Origin of the sequence: Pseudomonas sp. LAIL14HWK12:I1, from assembly GCF_003202095.1 — a bacterium.
In the GTDB taxonomy this organism is placed as follows: domain Bacteria; phylum Pseudomonadota; class Gammaproteobacteria; order Pseudomonadales; family Pseudomonadaceae; genus Aquipseudomonas; species Aquipseudomonas monteilii.
Genome location: NZ_QJKG01000006.1, coordinates 236,060 through 254,262 on the forward strand (window position 1 = coordinate 236,060; position 18,203 = coordinate 254,262).

General features: G+C 61.0%; 17 protein-coding genes. 2 read left to right on the forward strand and 15 right to left on the reverse strand.

Features of this window, described 5'->3' with window-relative positions:
• Positions 1-8 precede the first annotated feature (8 nt).
• The 8 genes from D906_RS17150 to D906_RS17180 all read right to left on the reverse strand — a co-directional run bounded on the left by D906_RS17150 (position 9) and on the right by D906_RS17180 (position 7,600).
• Entirely contained in the window at positions 9-1,571 is a 1,563-nt protein-coding gene (locus D906_RS17150) for a Wzz/FepE/Etk N-terminal domain-containing protein (protein ID WP_019096227.1), read from the reverse strand.
• Positions 1,572-1,590: 19 nt separating this feature from the next.
• The gene (locus D906_RS17155) at positions 1,591-2,706 is read right to left on the reverse strand and encodes a hypothetical protein (protein ID WP_019096226.1); all 1,116 of its coding nucleotides are present in this window, start codon (positions 2,704-2,706) and stop codon (positions 1,591-1,593) included.
• Between the two features lie 24 nt (positions 2,707-2,730).
• Positions 2,731-3,288 carry a polysaccharide biosynthesis/export family protein gene (locus D906_RS17160; RefSeq protein ID WP_019096225.1) on the reverse strand — a complete coding sequence of 186 codons (558 nt, stop codon included), beginning with the start codon at positions 3,286-3,288 and terminating at the stop codon, positions 2,731-2,733.
• 264 nt (positions 3,289-3,552) lie between these two features.
• Positions 3,553-3,729, reverse strand: coding sequence for an EPS-associated small membrane protein EppA (gene eppA / locus D906_RS26640; RefSeq protein ID WP_016487266.1), 177 nt, complete (start codon positions 3,727-3,729; stop codon positions 3,553-3,555).
• A gap of 250 nt (positions 3,730-3,979) precedes the next feature.
• The gene (locus D906_RS17165) at positions 3,980-4,522 is read right to left on the reverse strand and encodes a helix-turn-helix domain-containing protein (protein ID WP_019096223.1); all 543 of its coding nucleotides are present in this window, start codon (positions 4,520-4,522) and stop codon (positions 3,980-3,982) included.
• A 76-nt stretch (positions 4,523-4,598) separates the two neighbouring features.
• Positions 4,599-6,017: a short-chain fatty acid transporter gene (locus D906_RS17170; protein WP_027615539.1), complete on the reverse strand. Its 1,419-nt coding sequence runs from the start codon at positions 6,015-6,017 to the stop codon at positions 4,599-4,601.
• Positions 6,018-6,209: 192 nt separating this feature from the next.
• A complete protein-coding gene (locus tag D906_RS17175) occupies positions 6,210-6,866 on the reverse strand; it encodes a CoA transferase subunit B (RefSeq protein ID WP_012272371.1) in 657 nt (218 codons plus the stop codon).
• Positions 6,867-6,901: 35 nt separating this feature from the next.
• Positions 6,902-7,600 (reverse strand): CoA transferase subunit A, encoded by a 699-nt coding sequence (locus D906_RS17180; RefSeq protein WP_016715303.1) that lies wholly within the window; start codon positions 7,598-7,600, stop codon positions 6,902-6,904.
• Positions 7,601-7,741: 141 nt separating this feature from the next.
• Here D906_RS17180 and D906_RS17185 point away from each other — a divergent pair, with 141 nt between their 5' ends.
• Together D906_RS17185 and D906_RS17190 are read left to right on the forward strand one after the other, a co-directional pair.
• Positions 7,742-8,647, forward strand: coding sequence for a LysR family transcriptional regulator (locus D906_RS17185; RefSeq protein WP_019099075.1), 906 nt, complete (start codon positions 7,742-7,744; stop codon positions 8,645-8,647).
• Entirely contained in the window at positions 8,635-9,456 is an 822-nt protein-coding gene (locus D906_RS17190; RefSeq protein WP_019099076.1) for an aldo/keto reductase, read from the forward strand. Before D906_RS17185 ends, D906_RS17190 begins: the two co-directional genes overlap by 13 nt.
• A gap of 46 nt (positions 9,457-9,502) precedes the next feature.
• Here the strand turns inward: D906_RS17190 and D906_RS17195 are convergent, their stop codons facing one another.
• The 7 genes from D906_RS17195 to D906_RS27065 all read right to left on the reverse strand — a co-directional run bounded on the left by D906_RS17195 (position 9,503) and on the right by D906_RS27065 (position 17,976).
• Complete coding sequence (locus D906_RS17195) at positions 9,503-12,583, reverse strand: error-prone DNA polymerase (RefSeq protein ID WP_027615538.1); 3,081 nt, start codon at positions 12,581-12,583, stop codon at positions 9,503-9,505.
• A complete protein-coding gene (locus tag D906_RS17200; protein ID WP_027615537.1) occupies positions 12,580-13,998 on the reverse strand; it encodes a DNA polymerase Y family protein in 1,419 nt (472 codons plus the stop codon). Before D906_RS17200 ends, D906_RS17195 begins: the two co-directional genes overlap by 4 nt.
• A gap of 6 nt (positions 13,999-14,004) precedes the next feature.
• Entirely contained in the window at positions 14,005-14,625 is a 621-nt protein-coding gene (imuA, locus tag D906_RS17205; RefSeq protein ID WP_019099079.1) for a translesion DNA synthesis-associated protein ImuA, read from the reverse strand.
• A complete protein-coding gene (lexA, locus tag D906_RS17210) occupies positions 14,625-15,242 on the reverse strand; it encodes a transcriptional repressor LexA (protein ID WP_025754155.1) in 618 nt (205 codons plus the stop codon). The genes imuA and lexA overlap by 1 nt, the downstream gene beginning before the upstream one ends.
• Positions 15,243-16,243: 1,001 nt before the next feature.
• On the reverse strand, positions 16,244-16,405 hold the full coding sequence (locus D906_RS26545) for a hypothetical protein (protein ID WP_155951173.1): 162 nt from the start codon (positions 16,403-16,405) through the stop codon (positions 16,244-16,246).
• Positions 16,406-17,069: 664 nt separating this feature from the next.
• Positions 17,070-17,576 (reverse strand): sensor histidine kinase, encoded by a 507-nt coding sequence (locus tag D906_RS27060; protein WP_371262245.1) that lies wholly within the window; start codon positions 17,574-17,576, stop codon positions 17,070-17,072.
• Positions 17,485-17,976 (reverse strand): PAS domain-containing protein, encoded by a 492-nt coding sequence (locus tag D906_RS27065; protein WP_332262043.1) that lies wholly within the window; start codon positions 17,974-17,976, stop codon positions 17,485-17,487. Before D906_RS27065 ends, D906_RS27060 begins: the two co-directional genes overlap by 92 nt.
• Positions 17,977-18,203 lie beyond the last annotated feature (227 nt).

Below are 18,203 nucleotides of genomic sequence, written 5' to 3' on the forward strand. Positions count from 1 at the left end.
TGCTTTCCCTATGCAAACCGAGACATGACTTTGAACAACAGCACATCCAGTGGCATGTAGAACACGTGCACCAGCACTACCATGATAGCCGCCAGTGCCAGTGCCGCCAGGATCAACCCGTTCCGCCAGCGTTTACGCCTGGCCACATCCGCTTTGGTATCGATGTACGGCACCGCCACCAACACGCGTTTGCCCAGCAGGTTTTCCAGGGCACCGACGCCGCGCACACGCTGGTTGAGCATTTCCAGCAGCATCACCAGCGCACCACCGCCTGCCGGCGCCAGCACCAACCCCAGAGCCGCGATTTTCTTGCGGTTGGGCTTGATCGGCTTCTCTGGCATCAACGGTGGCTCCAGCAGCACGAAGCGCTCGGCCTTGTTTTCCTGTTCCAGGCTTTCGGTAATCTTCGCGCCCATTTCCTTGGCGCGGATTTCTTCGTACTTCTTGCGCGCGTTGTCGTGGTCGCGCATCAAGGTCACCAGGCCACGTTCGACCTGCGGTGCTTCGAGGATCTCGGCCTCATAGCCTTCCATCTTTTTGGTCAGTTCGCGCTTCTGCTCGGCCAGCGAACTGATACGTTCCTGGGCTGCACTCATCTTGGCGCGCACGCGGGCAACATCGAGGCCCACCGTGGAAGCCGCTGCCGTGCGACCGCCCGTGGCTTCGAGCGCCTGAATCTTGCGTTTGATCGCCACCACATCCGGGTGAGCGTCTTTGTAGCGAGTCAGCAAGCGGGCGTATTCAGCCTTCAGGCTCGGCAGGTCCTCGGGCTGGTCGGCGCTCGCTGATTTGCTGCCTTCGGTTGCCTTGGTGGCCAGGCCAGCATTGGCGGCGGACAATTCCAGCTCAAGGTAGCGCAGCTCTTCCTGGGCAGCCTTGTAGTCACGGTCGACTTCACGGAATTCCAGCTCCGAGCGCGACAGCATGTTCATGCGCAGGGTCTGGTGCTCGGGCAAGGCGTTGGCATGGGCTTGCTTGAAGTCGGCCAGCTGGTTTTCCAGGCTGGCCAACTCGGCGCCCAGCTTGTTGGCCTCCTGGGTGAGAAATTCGGTGGTTTCGTTGGCCCGTTCGGTGCGCTGCTTGAGGTTCTCGTTGAGGAACAGCGTCACCAGTTCGTCAGCCACTTCCTTGGCCACTTGCGCCTGCTTGTGCTCGAAGGACACATTGAACGCCACGGTGGCTTCACCCCGCCCGCGCACGAAGGTGGTGAGGGTTTCGACCACGATGGCATTGCGCATCTGGTCGATCTTGTCGCTTTCGCTGAGGCGCTTGTCGGCGAACAGGTCGTACTTGCCGATGATGCGCAGCAGGTTCCCACGGGTCATCACCCGCTGGCGGATCACTTCGATGCGCTCATCGGCAAAGCTGGTGTTGTTGGTAGAAACCAGCTCGGGCGAAATCTGCTGCGACTCCACCAGGATAGTGCCGGTCGACTGGTAGATCGGCGGCACCATCAACGCGACGGCCACGGTCGCGGCAAGAATGACTGCGGCACTCACCCCTAACACCAGGGCCCTGTCCTTGATAATGGCGATGTAATCCCTGAGGGAGAGTTCGTAGTCAGACTTCATGGGGCCACCTGCCTGAAGTTCAGATGTCGGGGTACCTGTACGTCAACGTCAAACCAACGATCGTCGCGGTTGCATCCGCTACATGGTCCTGCTGCCGTTCCTTGTACATCAGCGACAGGCGCAGGTCCCAGTACGGCGAAAACTGGCGGCTGGCCCATACGCTGTAAGTCTGTAACGTGTTGGGGCTCTGCCCCTTGCTGTCTTGCCAGGCCGCGTCCGCGCCCACCCGGTTCAGCTCGCTGACCGCATAACTCCACACACCGCGCACCTGGTCCAACTCGGCGAAGCCACCTTCGGCGCTGGCCACCGTGCTGCGTTCGGCAGTAAAACTGGCATCTGCGCGCACACCGGTGTAAAGCAGCGACACGCCACCCTCCCCGCGCCGGCCGCCTTCATCACCGGATACTTCGTTGACGCCTACGTGCGCGTCGGCGCTCAGGCGATCCGAAAGCTGGTACTTGATCCCCACCGCCGGGGTGTAGCTGTTGGAGGCTGTCGCGGTAAGGTCTTGCTCGGGCTCATACCGCCGCGCGCCGAAACGGGTGTACAGGTCGGCCCGCTCGCTCCAGGCGTAGGTCCAGGTAAAGACGTTCGCCAATTCGTCGTAACCCGTCAGCGTACTGATGTCATAACGGGCGCGGCTGTACGTGGTTTCGTTACTCAGGGTGCTGCGTTCGGTAACCGCCTGGCTCCAGTTGCCGGTCAGCGTATACAGCTTTTGCGTACCGTCGGTGGTGATCACGCCAGTGTCCAGCACGGTTCCCGACAGGGTCGAGCTTTCGTTATAGCGAGCCACCAGGCCAAAACGCCCACGCTCGGTCGTGCGCTGCCAGCCCAGGCTCAGGTCAGGGTCTTCCCGGTCATCGACTATGTCCGTGTCGGATGAGCGCAACACATGCATGCCCAAGCCCAACCTCAGTTCGTCACGGTCGAAGGTACCGATCAGGGTGTAGTCCGGCGCAATGATCGTGCGCGTTATGCCCTTTTCCCCCGACGTGAGCAACAAAGGGTTGCTGTCGTATTCGACGGATGTCGGTACCACCACCGTGGACTGCCAATTTGCCGCCAGGACCGCGTCCGTGAACGGCAACACCAGAATTGCCGTTGCAATGCGTGTTGTTTTAAGAAGATGCATTAAATGTTCTTATTAAAGGCAAGATCAAGGAACGACCAGCGTGTCGCCAGCCTGAAGTTGGATGTTGGTGGACATGTCCCGCCCAGACACCAGGTCCTTATATCGCACGGGCAGGATCTTTTGGGAAGCGCCAGTGCCACGGACCACCTTGATTTCGCTTTCGTCCGCAAACTTGTCCAGGCCGCCCGACATGCTCAGGGCCTGAAGCACCGCCGTAGGGCCTGCCATTTGTACAGGGCCCGGCTTGATCACTTTGCCTTGGACATAGACCAGGTTGCCGGCGATGCTCTTGACGACAACGCTGACGTTCGGGTCGGGGAGGAACTTTTCGAGTTTGGCAGCGACTTGCTTTTCAACCGCCGTGACATCCAGCCCGGCAACATTGATGCGCCCGGCCAGGGGGAAGGTAATACTGCCATCGGGAAGTACGGTGGCTTCTTGACGCAGGCTGTCTTCCTGCCACACCGAAACCATGACGACATCGCCGGGGCTGAGCAGGTAAGTCGCACTGCTCTGGTCGGCGTTGCCCACGCCAGACCACACAGTCAGCATGCAGAATGCGGCAATCAACGAACGCTTCATGAGGGTCCCTCCGGCCAAATGGCCCGACAAAGAGCACTGAATGAGAACAGCACACCAACTCTCGCTCCGCTTCGCGACCGACATCCGCCGCGATGGCCCCTACCTTCCTGGAGGCCTTTACCTTGACGCTGTATACGAGGGCTGCAAGGTGCTGCAACCGTGGGCCTCATGGGCTAATGGGAATATAGCAACGGTTGGGGAATTCACAAGCCAGGCCCAAGGCTTGGAGCAACGCGTTGTACTTTATAAACGTGCCGAGCAGGTTCAAATCTTTCTTCTGTTAGCCACCAGCACAAAACCCACAACAGCAAAAGCCAACAACCAGCCTGCGGTTGAAACAGGAATGATACTGTTTTGATTTACATACGAATCTGCTGCGCGAGCGGCACCACTCAGCAACACCAGCAAAAACATCGATTTGATAATCAGAGTCGTGCGCATACGCCCCTCCAAAAAACAGGAAAATCAATTAGTTATTTGCGTGGTGTGGCGGGAGTTGTTTCGCTGTTGAATTGAGCTTATGGGCACAATGACACTACGTCAATGATCCGACACCATAATAAAATTCAATGGACGATGGGCGCTATCGTCAAAATACCGACATGCAGAATGTGCAACCGTACACTGTCGGAATGGAGGCTGTGCATCACGGTCGAGAAGGCATGGGGCCGTGCCACACGCCCCTGGCTTTTCATTCGTCCGCGTGGTGAACCACGACCAGCAGCTGCGCCGGTTGCGCACCCACCGAGCGCAGTCGGTGGGGTGTCTGGGCGTTGAAATGCAGGGCATCGCCCTGTGCCAGCAGCACCCGCTCGTTCATGAAGTCCACCTCGACCTGGCCGGCATGCACGAACAGGAACTCCTCGCCCTGATGCTCCTTGAACGTGGGGTCACTGAATTCGGAAGGCGGCTGGATCAGGAACGGCAACAGGCTGCGCTGCCCCACCTGGCTGGTGAGGGCCGCGTACCCCGGCCCTCGCCCATCGCCGACCAAAGCCTGGCGTTCGCCATGGCGCACCAGACTGTAGCGGCTCGGCCCTGTCTGTTCTTCGGCGAACAGTTCTTCAACATTGACGTTCAGCGCCCGCGCCAGCTTCAGCGCGGCTGCGATCGAGGGTGTGTTGAGACCACGCTCGACCTTGGACAGGTAGCTTTTGGTCATGCCGGTCTTTTCGGCCAGCACTTCCAGAGTCATCCCCAGTTTCTTACGCAGCAGTTTCAATCGGATAGACATGTGACGCGGGTTTCCCAGGCTGAGGCAGCCATGATACGCGTCTGAAAGCTGACGCCAAGCCTGAGAGCCCCTTTAACTACGGCATTACCGGCGGCACATACTGCAGCGTCGTACCTAGCGCCCACAGCAACACCAGCACCAGCGGCACATGCACCAGCAACTGGACGAAGGAAAAACCGATCAGGTCGCGCGCCTTGAGCCCTAGCACGCCCAGCAGCGGCAGCATGTAGAACGGGTTGATCAGGTTCGGCAGGGCTTCGGCAGCATTGTAGATCTGTACCGCCCAGCCCAGATGGTACTGCAGGTCGTTGGCCACCAGCATCACGTAAGGCGCTTCGATGATCCACTTGCCACCGCCCGAAGGGATGAAGAAGCCCAGCACCGCCGAATAAACGCCCATCAGCACCGCATAGGTGTCATGGGTGGCGATCTGGGTGAAGAACAGCGAGATGTGGTGCGCAAGGGTCTGCTCATCCACACCTTTGACCTGGGTAAGGATGGCAGCAATCGAGCCATAAAGCGGGAACTGGATCAGCACCCCGGTGGTGGTCGGTACCGCTCTCGCTACGGCGTCAAGAAAGCTGCGCGGGCGCCAGTGCAACAAGGCACCCAGCATGATGAACAACAGGTTGTAGGTGTTCAGCCCGGAAATCGCCGTGATCGCAGGTTTAGTGGCGAACTCCTGGTACAGCCAGCCAGCAGCCAGGGCCACCAGCAGCAGAATCAGGATCGGGCTGTGCTCCAGCCACTCCCCCGGGCGCGTACGTTGCGGTGCCGGTGGCGCGGTGAAGCTGGGGTCGACACCGCAGTCTTCGGCGCTGCGTGCACTGTTTGGCCCAGGGGCCGTGGCGTAGGCAATCACCAGCGACACCACCACCAGCGCCGCCAGCATTGCGCCGGATTGCCAGAGGAAAATGGTTTCGGTGAACGGGATGACCCCGGTAATCGACAGGATCGAAGGGGGCAGGCTGGCCGGGTTGGCTTGCAGTTGAGCAGCCGATGACGACAGGCCCAAAGCCCATACCGCGCCCAGGCCCAGGTAGGCAGCAGCACCTGCGGCACGGTAGTCCATTTTCAGCTCGGTGCGCCGTGCCAGGGCGCGTACCAGGAGGCCACCGAATACCAGCGACAGGCCCCAGTTGAGCAAAGAGGCCAACATCGAGATCAGCGCGACCCAGCACACTGCCGAGCGACCATTGCCAGGGATGCGCGCCAGGCGGTCGATCAGCCGTGCAGCAGGCGGCGAGCTGGCCACCACATAACCGCCGATAACCACGAAGGCCATCTGCATGGTGAACGGAATCAGGCTCCAGAAGCCATCGCCAAAGGCTTTGGCGGTGTCGGTCGGCTTGGCCCCCATGGCCAGCGCGCCGATGCACACCAGCAGCACCGCCAGCGCGGCGAACACCCAGGAATCGGGGAACCAGCGTTCCGCCCAGTTGGAACAACGCAAGGCAAAGCGGGCGGAGCGGCTGTCTTGGATTTCAGCGGCCACAGTTGAATTCCTTTTATTGGTTTTATCGGATAAAACAGCAAAAACACAAAACCCCTGTAGGAGCAGCTTTGTGTCGCGAAAGGGCCGCAAAGCGGCCCCTGATCTCAGCGTCGAGGCCGAAATCGCGGGGCTGCTTTGCAGCCCTTTCGCGACACAAGGCCGCTCCTACAGGGGGCGGTGTAAAGCGAGTGATTAGAAGGTCATTTCCTTCACATCATCCGGCACGATCAGCTTGCCGGCGGTTTTCTCGATGATTTCCTCCACGCTCACCCCTGGTGCGGTCTCGCGCAGGATGAAGGCGCCGTCTTCGATTTCCAGGTAGGCCAGGTCGGTCAGCACCTTGCGGATGCAGCCAGCGCCGGTAAGTGGCAGGCTGCACTGCGGCAACAGTTTGGACTCGCCGTCCTTGGAGGCGTGGGTCATGGTGACGATGATGTTATCGGCGCCAGCCACCAGGTCCATGGCACCGCCCATGCCCTTGACCAGCTTGCCCGGGATCATCCACGAGGCGATGTTGCCCTGCACGTCCACCTCGAAGGCCCCCAGTACGGTCAGGTCGACGTGGCCGCCTCGGATCATGGCGAACGACTGCGCCGAATCGAAGATCGAGGCACCGCGGCGGGCGGTGACGGTTTGCTTGCCGGCGTTGATCATGTCGGCATCAATCGTACTTTCGGTCGGGAATTCGCCCATGCCGAGCAGGCCGTTTTCCGATTGCAGCATCACATCCATGTCGGCGGGGACGTAGTTGGCCACCAGGGTCGGAATGCCGATACCCAGGTTCACGTAGTAGCCGTCCTTCAGTTCGCGGGCAACGCGTTGCGCCATCTGTTCGCGGGTCAGTGCCATGATCAGGATCTCTTTGTTGTTCTGGTGGATGGCACTCAGGCCTTGACGGTGCGCTTTTCGATACGCTTTTCGAAGGTGCCGACGATAACCCGGTCCACATAGATGCCCGGGGTATGGATTTCGCTGGGCAACAGGACGCCTGGCTCGACGATTTCTTCCACTTCGACCACGGTGATCTTGCCGGCGGTGGCTGCCAGCGGGTTGAAGTTTTGCGCCGTGTTGCGGTACACCACGTTGCCGTAGTGGTCAGCCTTCCAGCCCTTGACGATGGCGAAGTCGCCTGTGATGGACTCTTCAAGGATGTACTTGCGGCCCTTGAACTCGCGCACCTCCTTGCCGTCGGCAACCGGGGTGCCGTACCCGGTGGCGGTGTAGAACGCCGGAATACCGGCACCTCCTGCGCGCATTTTCTCGGCGAGGGTGCCCTGCGGAGTCAGCTCCACCTCCAGCTCGCCGCTGAGCAGCTGGCGTTCGAACTCGGCGTTTTCGCCCACGTAGGAAGCGACCATCTTGCGGATCTGCCGGTCTTCCAGCAGCACGCCCAGACCAAAGCCGTCGACGCCGCAGTTGTTGGAAACCACGGTCAGGCCCTTGACGCCGCGCCGCTTGATTTCGCCAATGAGGTTTTCCGGGATGCCGCACAGGCCGAAACCACCGGCCAGTACCGTCATGTTGTCGGTCAGGCCTTCAAGGGCCTGTTCATAGGTTGCAACGCGCTTGTCCAGTCCGGCCATGCTGATCCGCCTTTTGTAGTTGTTGAACCGACGAAGCTGTCGGTGAGCGTGTGCAGGACATCTTCACCGCAAGCGACTGATTTGTTAATTTTGTTTTCGTCATCGATTGATAACTTTTACAAAACAAAAAATAGGCCCGTCATGAACGTCAAGCAACTGCGTGCTTTTGTCGCCGTGGCCAAGTACCAGAGCTTTGCCCAGGCCGGAGAGCACCTGCATGTCTCACAGCCCGCCCTCAGCCTGACTATCAAGGCCCTGGAAGAAAACCTCGGCGGTGCCCTGCTCAGCCGCACCACGCGCAGTGTCAGCCTGACCGCCGAAGGCGAAGTGCTGCTGCCGCTGGCACGGCGGCTTCTGGCCGATTGGGACGACACTGAGGAGATGCTCCGCCAGCGCTTCACCTTGCAACTGGGCCGCGTGGCGGTGGCAGCCATGCCGGCCTTCGCCGGCAACCTGTTGCCCCACTCGCTCAAGGTGTTTCGCCAACGCTACCCCAAGGTCAACGTCACCGTGCATGACGTGATCAATGAACAGGTGCAGGAACTGGTGCGCCATCGCCGCGTCGAACTGGGCATCGGCTTCGAGCCGGACAACATCGACGGGCTGGACTTCCACCCGTTGTACATGGACCGTTTCGTTGCGGTGGTACCTGCCGACTCGCCCTTGGCACTGCTGCCGGAGGTGAGCTGGGCACAGCTGATGGCCGAAGACTTCGTCGCCCTGCAACGTCCTTCGGCAGTGCGCCTGCTGATGGAGCAGAATGTGGCCCCCCAGCACGGCAAACTGGCCGTGGCCTTCGAAAGCCACCAGTTGGCGACCATCGGCCGCATGGTCGCCAGCGGCCTGGGGGTCAGTGCCGTACCGGCGCTGTGCATCAACCAGATGCAAGAGCTGGGCGCCCGTTGCGTGACCTTGGTGGAGCCCACGGTCGAGCGGCGTATCGGCGTGATTGCCCTTAGCGAACACAAGCTTTCCACCGCAGCGCAGGCGCTGCTTGAGGTTCTGCATTCCAATACCCGGATCCCGGAGGTGACATGCGTTACGTGAAACTGGCAGGTTCGAGCGTTCCGGCCATTGGCCAAGGCACCTGGTATATGGGGGAAGACCCTGGCCGCAAAGCGGCAGAAGTGGCGGCCTTGCAACAGGGCATCGAGCTGGGCCTGACCCTGCTCGACACGGCAGAGATGTATGCCGAAGGCGGGGCAGAAGCCGTGGTTGGCCAGGCCATTGCGGGGCGTCGCGATCAGGTGTTTCTGGTCAGCAAGGTATACCCGCACAATGCGAGTGCGCGCGGTATGGCAGCTGCCTGTGAGCGCAGCCTCACTCGTTTGGGGACTGACTGCATTGACCTGTACCTGCTGCACTGGCGTGGCCAGCACCCACTGGAAGAAACGGTCGATGCTTTCGAGCGCTTGCGCGAGCAAGGCAAGATCAAACGCTGGGGCGTGTCCAATTTCGACGTGGACGACCTGCGCGAACTGCACAACCCTGACTGTGCCACCAACCAGGTGCTGTACAACCCGGCTCAGCGTGGCATCGAGTTCGACCTGCTGCCGTGGTGCGAAAAACGTGCGCTGCCGACCATGGCCTACTGCCCGCTGGCTCAGGCCGGGCGCCTGTTGCAGCACCCCGTGCTGGCAGAAATCGCCGAGCGCCATGGTGCTACACCCGCCCAGGTCAGCCTGGCCTGGGTGACCCGCAACGACGGGGTGATCGCCATCCCCAAAGCCGTGACACCTGAGCATGTGCGGCTGAATGCTGCTGCGGGTTTATTGACCTTGAACAGTGAAGACCTGCGAGCGATAGACCGGGCGTTCCCGACACCGACGCGCAAGCAGCGGTTGGCGATGGTGTAAGCAGCCAGCCTTGAGCATCCTGGGGTTGCTTTGCGGCCCCGATCATTCAATGGAAGTCGCGGCTGCGCACATCCAGCCCCTGCAACAGTGGGCTCACATCCTCCAGTCGCCGCGCAATCAGGTGCCTCACGCCCTCCTCCTGCTCCAGCCGCCCACTGACCTTCAGTAGCTGCGACCCCACCAGCGCCCGCCGTTGCCGCTCGGCGAGCTCCCGCCACACGACCACGTTGACCATCCCGTGCTCATCCTCCAGCGTGACGAAGGTGACCCCACTGGCCGTCTGCGGCCGCTGGCGCCCGACTACCAACCCGGCTACGGCAATCGTGTCGCCATGCGCGACACCTTGCAGCTCACTCGAACTGCGACACCCCAACGCCCTCAGGCGTGAACGTAACAAGGCCAGCGGATGCGGCCCGAGCGTGGTGCCCAAGGTTTGGTAATCGGCCATCAGGTCCTCCCCCACGCTTGGCACAGGCAAATCAACTGCGGCTTCAGGCGCCGCTTCCACCTCTGCGAACAAGGGAAGCTGCGGCTGCACCGCCGCCACCTGCCAGCGTGCCTGATGGCGGTCGCTGGCCAAGGTACGCAACGCCCCGCCATCAGCCAGACGGGCACGGGCGCGTTGGTCGAGGCCAGCACGCAGGCAAAGGTCTTCGACGTCGCGCCACGGCCGTTGCGCCCTCGCCTGCTGCACGCGCCTGGCATCGGCTTCGGCCAGGCCACGCACCAGCCGCAAGCCCATGCGAATGGCCAACGCACCTTGAGCATCAGGTTCGAGGGTGCAGTCCCAGTCGCTGTGGCAAACGTCGACGGGTCGCACCTCGATACCTTGGCGGCGCGCCTCCTGCAGCAACTGGTCCGGGCTGTAGAAGCCCATGGGCCAGCTGTTGACCAGCGCGCAGGTGAAAATTGCCGGCTCATGGCACTTCAGCCAGCTGCTGGCATAACACAGCAAGGCAAAACTGGCCGCGTGCGACTCCGGGAAACCATAACTGCCAAAGCCCTTGATCTGTTCGAAGATGCGCTCGGCGAACGCCAGTTCGTAACCATTGCGCAGCATGCCTTGCAGCAGCCGCTCGCGGTGCGGCTCCAGGCCACCGTGGCGTTTCCAGGCCGCCATGCTGCGACGTAGCTGGTCGGCCTCGCCCGGCGTGTAGTCGGCTGCGACCATGGCCAGTTCCATCACCTGTTCCTGAAACAACGGCACGCCCAAGGTCCGTTCGAAAACTGCCTTGAGCTGCGGCGACGGGTAGGTCACGGGCTCCTGCTTCAGGCGCCGGCGCAAGTAGGGATGCACCATGTCACCCTGGATCGGCCCGGGGCGAACAATGGCCACTTCGATGACCAGGTCATAGAACGTTCGGGGCCGCAGCCGAGGCAGCATGGCCATCTGCGCACGCGACTCGATCTGGAACACCCCCATGGTCTCGGCGCGGCTGATCATCGCGTAGGTGGCCGGGCATTCGCTGGGGATGGTCGCCAGGGTCAGCTGCCGGCCACGGTGGTGTTGCAGCAGGTCGAAGCAACGGCGCAAGGCACTGAGCATACCCAGTGCCAGCACGTCGACTTTGAGCAAACCGACCATGTCCAGGTCGTCCTTGTCCCACTGGATCACCGTGCGTTCGGCCATTGCCGCATTCTCCACCGGCACCAGCTGGTCGAGCGGCTGCTGGGAAATGACGAAACCACCCGGATGCTGCGACAGGTGCCGAGGGAAGCCGATCAGCTCACCCGCCAGCACCAGCACCCGGCGTAGCGAAGGGCTGCCGGCCTCGAAGCCGGCTTCCGCCAGTCGCTGGTCGTCGGGTATGCGGTCGCTCCAGCGGCCACAGCATTTGGCCAGGGCATCCACCTGATCCATCGGCAAACCCAGCACCCGCGCCACATCCCGCACCGCACCCGCTGCATGGTAAGTGTTGACCACCGCAGTCAGTGCGGCACGGTGCCGGCCATAGCGGCGGAATACGTACTGGATCACTTCTTCGCGCCGGTCGTGCTCGAAGTCCACGTCGATATCGGGTGGCTCGTTGCGCTCGCGCGACAGGAAACGCTCGAACAACAGGTAGTGCTCCATGGGGTCGAGCTCGGTAATACCCAGCACGAAACACACCACCGAGTTGGCAGCAGAGCCACGCCCTTGGCACAAGATGCGCTGGCTGCGGGCGAAGGCGACAATGTCGTGCACGGTCAGGAAGTAACTCTCGTAACCCAGCGCTTTGATCAGCGCCAGTTCCTTGGCCAGCACATCACGTACCTTGTCACTGGGCCCCTGCGGCCAGCGCAACGGCAAGCCCTGCTCGCACAGCGCGTGCAACCAGCTTGCCGGGGTGTGGCCCTGGGGCACCAATTCGCGGGGGTACTGGTACTTCAACTCGCTGAGGTCGAATTGGCAGCGCTGGGCAATGGCCAGGGTTTCGGCCAACAGGTCGAACGGGTACAGCTCGCCCAGTTGCGCCAGGCTACGCAAGTGCCGCTCGCCATTGGCAAACAGAAAACGCCCGGCTTCGGCCACCTGGCAATGCTGGCGGATGGCAGTCATGCAGTCCTGCAAGGCACGGCGACCGCGCACATGCATGTGCACGTCGCCACAGGCCACGGCGCGGATCCCCACATCAGCCGCCAGTGCCCGCAAGCGTTGCAGGCGCATGGCATCGTCGTGGCCCCGATGCAGGTGCACCGCCAGCCACAGGCGCTCATCGAACACATCGCGCAGCCACTTTCCGGTGGCCGTATCGTCACTGTCATCGGCCACCCACAAGGCCAGCAGGCCCTGACCGTGCAGCTGCAGGTCGTCACGAAAAAGCTGGTACTCACCCTTTTCTGCCCGCCGACGGGCACGGGTGATCAGTGCGCACAAGTTCTGGTAGCCGGCCAGGTTTTCGACCAGCAGCACCAGCTTGGGGCCGTCGTGCAACTGCACCTCGCTGCCGACGATCAGCCGCAACCCATGCGCCTTGGCGGCCTGCCAGGCGCGCACGATACCGGCCAGGGTACATTCGTCGGTGATCGCCAACGCCTGGTAACCCTGTTCAGCTGCGCGGCGGAACAGCTCCTCGGCACTCGAGGCACCGCGCTGGAAGCTGAAGTTGGACAAGCAATGCAGCTCGGCATAACCCGGCGTGCTCATGCAAACCAGCCCTGCAACCACAGCGGGCCGGCCTGGCCCAAGTCACGGTAGGCCCAGCCACGCAGGCCCTCACGGGTTTCGATGCGGTAGTAGTCGCGGCGCACATCGCCGCCATCCCACCAACCCGATTCGATGCGTTCGGCATGGCCCTGCATCCGATAGCCGGCATCATCCAGCGCCATCGGTGCAGGCAGTAGCCAGCCTGGGCGGCTGCCCGGGGCAACCGGCATGTTGCCTTGTGCGCCCTGCTCTGCCAGTTGCCAGGCGCATTCAGGGCGGTGATCTGCAGCCGCGCTCAGCCCCTTGACGGCCTCATCACCCAGGCGGGCGCGCAGCCGCTCACGCAATTGCGCCCAGGGCTGCGCCTGTTGAGCACGCGGGTCGAACAAAGGCTGATGCTGCGGCACGAAGGGCGGCAGGTCTTCGGCGACCAACCGCAGGTTGCGCACCGGTGCAGGTATACGCAGTGGCTCCAGGCGCCCACGGGCCAGCTCGAACAGCATCGCGGCATCGCGCTCAGCCGCCAGCAGGCCCACCTTGAGCAGGGTATCCGGCCCTTCGGCATGTTCCAGATGCAGGCAAAAGCGCTGTACGCCACAGTCGCGCCCGGCGAGAAATGCAGCCAGGTCGTTGAGCATGCGCCGCAGCGGGAACAGCAGCGCCTGGTGTGATTCAACGTCGAAATTCAGTTCCAGCCGGGTTTCGAAACGGTCCGGTGGCTGGTAGAAGTCCAGCCCCAGGTTGCGCAGGCCGAGCAACTGGTCGAGGTGCAGCTGTACCTGGGCCGGAAAGCGCCTGGCCAAGGTATCGCGCGGCAAGGCCAATACCTGGCCCAGCTGACGCAAGCCCATGCGGACAAAGGCTTCGGCAGCCTCTGCCGGCAAGCCGATTCGCGTGATGGGCATGGCCAGCAACGCTGCGCGAGTTGCTTGGGCATCGCTCACCGCCAAACCGTCGTGGCCATTGGCGAGCATACGCGCCGCCACCGGGTTGCTGGCCAGGACAATGCGTTGGCGCAAGCCCAGGTCTGCCAGTTCCTGGCGCAGACGCGCCTCGAACAAGGGCCACGGGCCGAACAGTTGCAGGCTGGAGCCTACTTCCAACAACAGCGCCCGAGGGTAATGCACGCTGACCTGGGCGCTGAAACGGTAGGCCCAGGCCGCCAGCAACTGCTGCACCTGCTCGATGCGCTTGGGGTCGCTTTCGACACAGATGAAGCCATCCGCCAGGGCACGCGCTGCGGTCAGGGTTTGCCCGGCCCGCAAGCCAAGTGCCGCGGCAGCCGGATTGACGGCCTGCACCACACGCCGCTGGGTAGGCCCGCCAACAAGCACCAGCGGCTTATCAGGGTCGTCACGCTCACGCAGGACGGTGTCCAGCGCCAGCTGCGGCAGCAGGATGCAGGCCCAGAGCATGGTGCATCAGCCCCGGCCCGGGCAGGCGATGGGCAGCGCTGGCGGCATGCCGCCACGGCTCTTCAGCACACGCCATTGCGCCGGGCGCGTGTCAACGGCAATGCGCAATGCTGCAGGTGAAGGGTTGTGCGCCGCCTGCTGCGGCCTGCAGGCGAATGCCAGTGCCTGACCGGTTTCAGCAGCCACCTGCAAGCGCCTCAGGGCGCGGTCATCGGCACGTTCAGGCCAGCATAGCACCGCCGCACAACTGCCCGAGCGCAGGCACTGTTCGGCGGCCCACAGGGCATCGGCGGGCTCGGCATCCACCTGTACCAGCCAGCGCAGGTCCACCCCCGCCGCCTGCCAGGCCGGTGCATACGGAATGAACGGCGGTGCCACCAGCACCACGCGGCTGGCGTCAGCGCTTAGCCGGGCCAGGGTTGGCCACAGCAACTGCAATTCGCCACAACCAGGGCTGGCCAGCAACAGCTCGCTAAGTGCGGCCGCTGGCCAGCCACCTTCCGGCAAGCGCTCGTCGAGGGCCGCATGGCCGGTGGGCTGCAACCCGAGTGGCCGCGCCTGGGCCTGCCGCCCGCGCCATACCCGGCGTTGGTCGAGCAGCCTGTCGAGGTCGACCACCGCGCCCATCAGTCACGCCTCAGCAGGCCGCAGAACACGCCTTCGATGAAGAACTCCTGTTCAGGCTTAACATCGATGGGCGCGTAGGCCGGATTGCGGGGCAACAGCCGGTAATGGCTACCTTTGCGTTGCAGGCGCTTGATGGTGACTTCACCGTCCAGGCGTGCAACCACGATCTGGCCATCGCGGGCGTCGGCCTGCTGAAGAATGCCGACCAGATCACCGTCGAAAATGCCGTCGTCGATCATCGAGTCGCCACGCACCTTCAGCAGGTAATCCGGTGTACGGCAGAACAGGCTGGGGTCGAGCAGCAATTGTTCGTGAATGCCCAGGTCCGGGCCGATGGGAGCACCTGCTGCCACCTGGCCCAGCACCGGTACTTCGAGGATTTCGGGCCGGCGCAACGGTTCAGCCAGGCGGATGCCCCGCGCCTGGTTCGGCGTGACATCGATATAGCCGGCCTGGCACAGGGCAGTGATGTGCTTGCGCGCAACGCTGCGCGAGGCAAAACCGAAGCGCGTGGCGATATCGGCCAGGCTTGGCGGCTGGCCATGGTCGGCAATGCGCTCACGAATGAATTCGAAAATGGCGCGGCGTTTGGGGGTTAGATTGTCCATGGAGCACATTTGTACTCCTTTCGGAGCACGCTGAACAGCCCCCTTTGTCGCCAGCTTTGAGTGACCTGAACAAAAAAGCCGCCCGAAGGCGGCTAGCCAGTGATTTATGAGCGCTTTCCCAATTCATTGGGCGCTTCAATCAGCTCAAATGTTCTACTTCACGACTTTCGCGGATCATTTTTGACATCTTTCTCAGCAACCTTGTCGTGCCGACTATAGAGCTCTGCCTTTGAAGCCCGCTCGGTGTTGGCACCCTTACTTCCCTCCGTCCTTGGGCCTTGGGGAGGTGTATTTTCGCCAGAACTTCTTTCACCTTGGTGCGATGTTTTATCTGTCATATAAACCTCTGATGAGCCCGGTTATCCGAGCTCAAATAAATGAATTACTCAGCGAATGATCCATCATGTGTACGCCTCTGCCTCCGGTCACTCTCCGGACCTTTATCAAGGCCTGGCTCGTCATCATCTGGGGTGTAGCCCAGAGGATCATCAGCTTCAATGCGCGTATGGGGCGGAAGAGCGGTCTTTGGTTGGGCGCCTCTACCAACGACGCCCAGGATAAGTCCAACCAGCCTGCTGATTACTGAACGTTTCCTTATTTGAAGCTTTTTGACGTTCAGGGGGCTCAGGATTTTGTTCAGGCGTAGCGTCGGGATCGATATAATCGTCCCTATCCTCTGGGCTAGCTTTATCAAACCCCTCACGCTTTTCTGTACCTGATTCAACTTCCCATTCAAGCCCCGGAGATCCATCTGGCTTGGTAGTGTCACTAGACATAAGTACCTCTCAATAACTCAGAAAATCTGAGCTAAATCGAGTATGCGCCCTAAGTTTGCCACAGGGTGAAATACCAGACCACCGGGACAATTAATAAGACTGGCGCAGCGTTGGGACGCTTGAGCCCCTCTTCGGGCAAAAAAACCGGCTCGGTGGCCGGGTTTTGTTTATCACGCCTCAACATGCGCAGGAATGACAGGATGAACGCACATTGGCTTATTGGTTCAGTCGCAGTCAACCGACATTTGCGACCCAATGGCCTTCATGGTCGAGAATGTGCTGCGCTTCCAGCAACGCGGCCTCTACCTCAAGCTCCAGAGCGCGCAGGATGTCTCTCCTCCAGCGCTCCTGAGTCTTGATTGGGTGCGCGTCAGCTGCTCGATAGAGAGATTTCACTCATCGTCCTCATTCAGGATGAAGAAAGCGTGCGACACACGCTGGGTAAAGCATCTAGCCACGAGGGTTAGCGTCGTTACGCTGACGTGTATCCGTTATCAGCGCTGTGAAGCTGCCGGTAAAGCCATAACGAAGCTCCCTGGGCATTTCATAGGAAAAGTGAACAAGCCAGGCGCCCTCGTTAAGTCGAACCGTTTCCCTTCGGTACCGCTCAACTTGAGCCTCACCAATTCCAACTGCTGCAGCGACTTCTTGATTGGTCGGTTCGGTATTCAAGGGTTTTTCTCCAGCCCCAGTAAGGGGTGAGCCGCATCATTACGCTCGTTAATTGCAAATAGCCATGCAAATTGTGATTAACACGCCCTCCAGGCATGCCCGTTCGTGGCTCGTCACGACCTGCTCGGCCATCCCCCATAACTCCGGATACAAGGCTATCGGCTCGGCATCTACGCCAACACCTGCGTAGTACTGGGCATCTGTAGCACAGGCTAGGGCGAGGTTCTGGGCATGTGAGATCGAACCCACCACGCTGAGCGGAACACCTTGCGAAGCTTTTGCATCTGCGGTTTCGATGGCAGCTTGCTTCGCTTATGCTTCTCCGTATGCCCCTCACTGTCGCGGTGAATCATCTGGCCTTCGAGAAGGTAGCTGAGCGTCGATAGGCCTAGCTGGTCGGTCGCGCTTGCGCCTTCAGAAAGTCCAAAGCGCAAGCAAAGGTGTTTGATAGAGTGTGATCTGGGTTCGTGCCTGCATAGATTTGAGAAAATGTCACACTGAAAGTGGTGCCATCCTGTTGTGTCGAAATGACTGATACGCCTCCCGCGTGGGCCTTTGCTATTTGGCTGACTATGAATAACCCAAGCCCTGCATGACGCATTTCAACAGGCTGTTTCTGCCCACGTACCAGAGGCTCGAATAAACGCTCTAAAAGTTCAGCGGGAATTGGAGCGCCCATATTGTGGACGGTGATGACGACGATCTTATCTTGGTTACAAGATTTCACACTCACCGGTGACTGTGGGTCGCCATACGCAATGGCGTTGGCGACAAGGTTTCCAATGACTTGGAAAAGGCGGTCCTTATCGAAGAGGGCGAGACGCTGGCCAACGTGATTGTATGTTAATTGATGACGGGGAAATACCAGACGTAATTCCTCCAGGCATCCTTCCACGGCGCTCGGTAGATCCGAGACTGTAGGGTGAATGGGAACACCTCGCCCAGACTGGATAAGCCAGCAGCCGGGCAGTGAGCAGCTCACGTATGTACCTTTGCTCCTCGGTGTTGAACAAGGTCAGCTCATGAACGATGGCCTTTGAATGCGTGCAGGTAATGGCACTCGATATCATCGGCAGTATGAAGCCCGCATGGTGCACGAGATCGAACTTGACATTCGCCACCGCCCCCTGGAGCGCCATCAAGGGTTGCCAGTACATCTGATGAAAGGTCCTGGCCTCCACACTCAACAGTTGCTGAATTCGCATACCGTGGAGTTCTTCGAATGTGTAACCGATCCACCGACAAAACGTAGGGTTGGCGCTCTCGATGCGCCCGCTTTCTGCCGTCAACAGCACGCCATGATCGGATTCGTCCAAATATATTTGCGAAGCAAGGTCAGGGCTCTTTCTGCAGGTCGATATAGCGGTAGAGTTCCAAAGAGTGTTCAATACTCAAGCTCCTGCGATCAAACACCACGCCCCTGCCGGATAGGGAGGGGTGATAGCACCCTTCCAGGTTTTGGAGCGGTGCATAGGAGCAGGATGAGCGCGATGCCATGACAGGTCTGTTCGCTACCGAACAG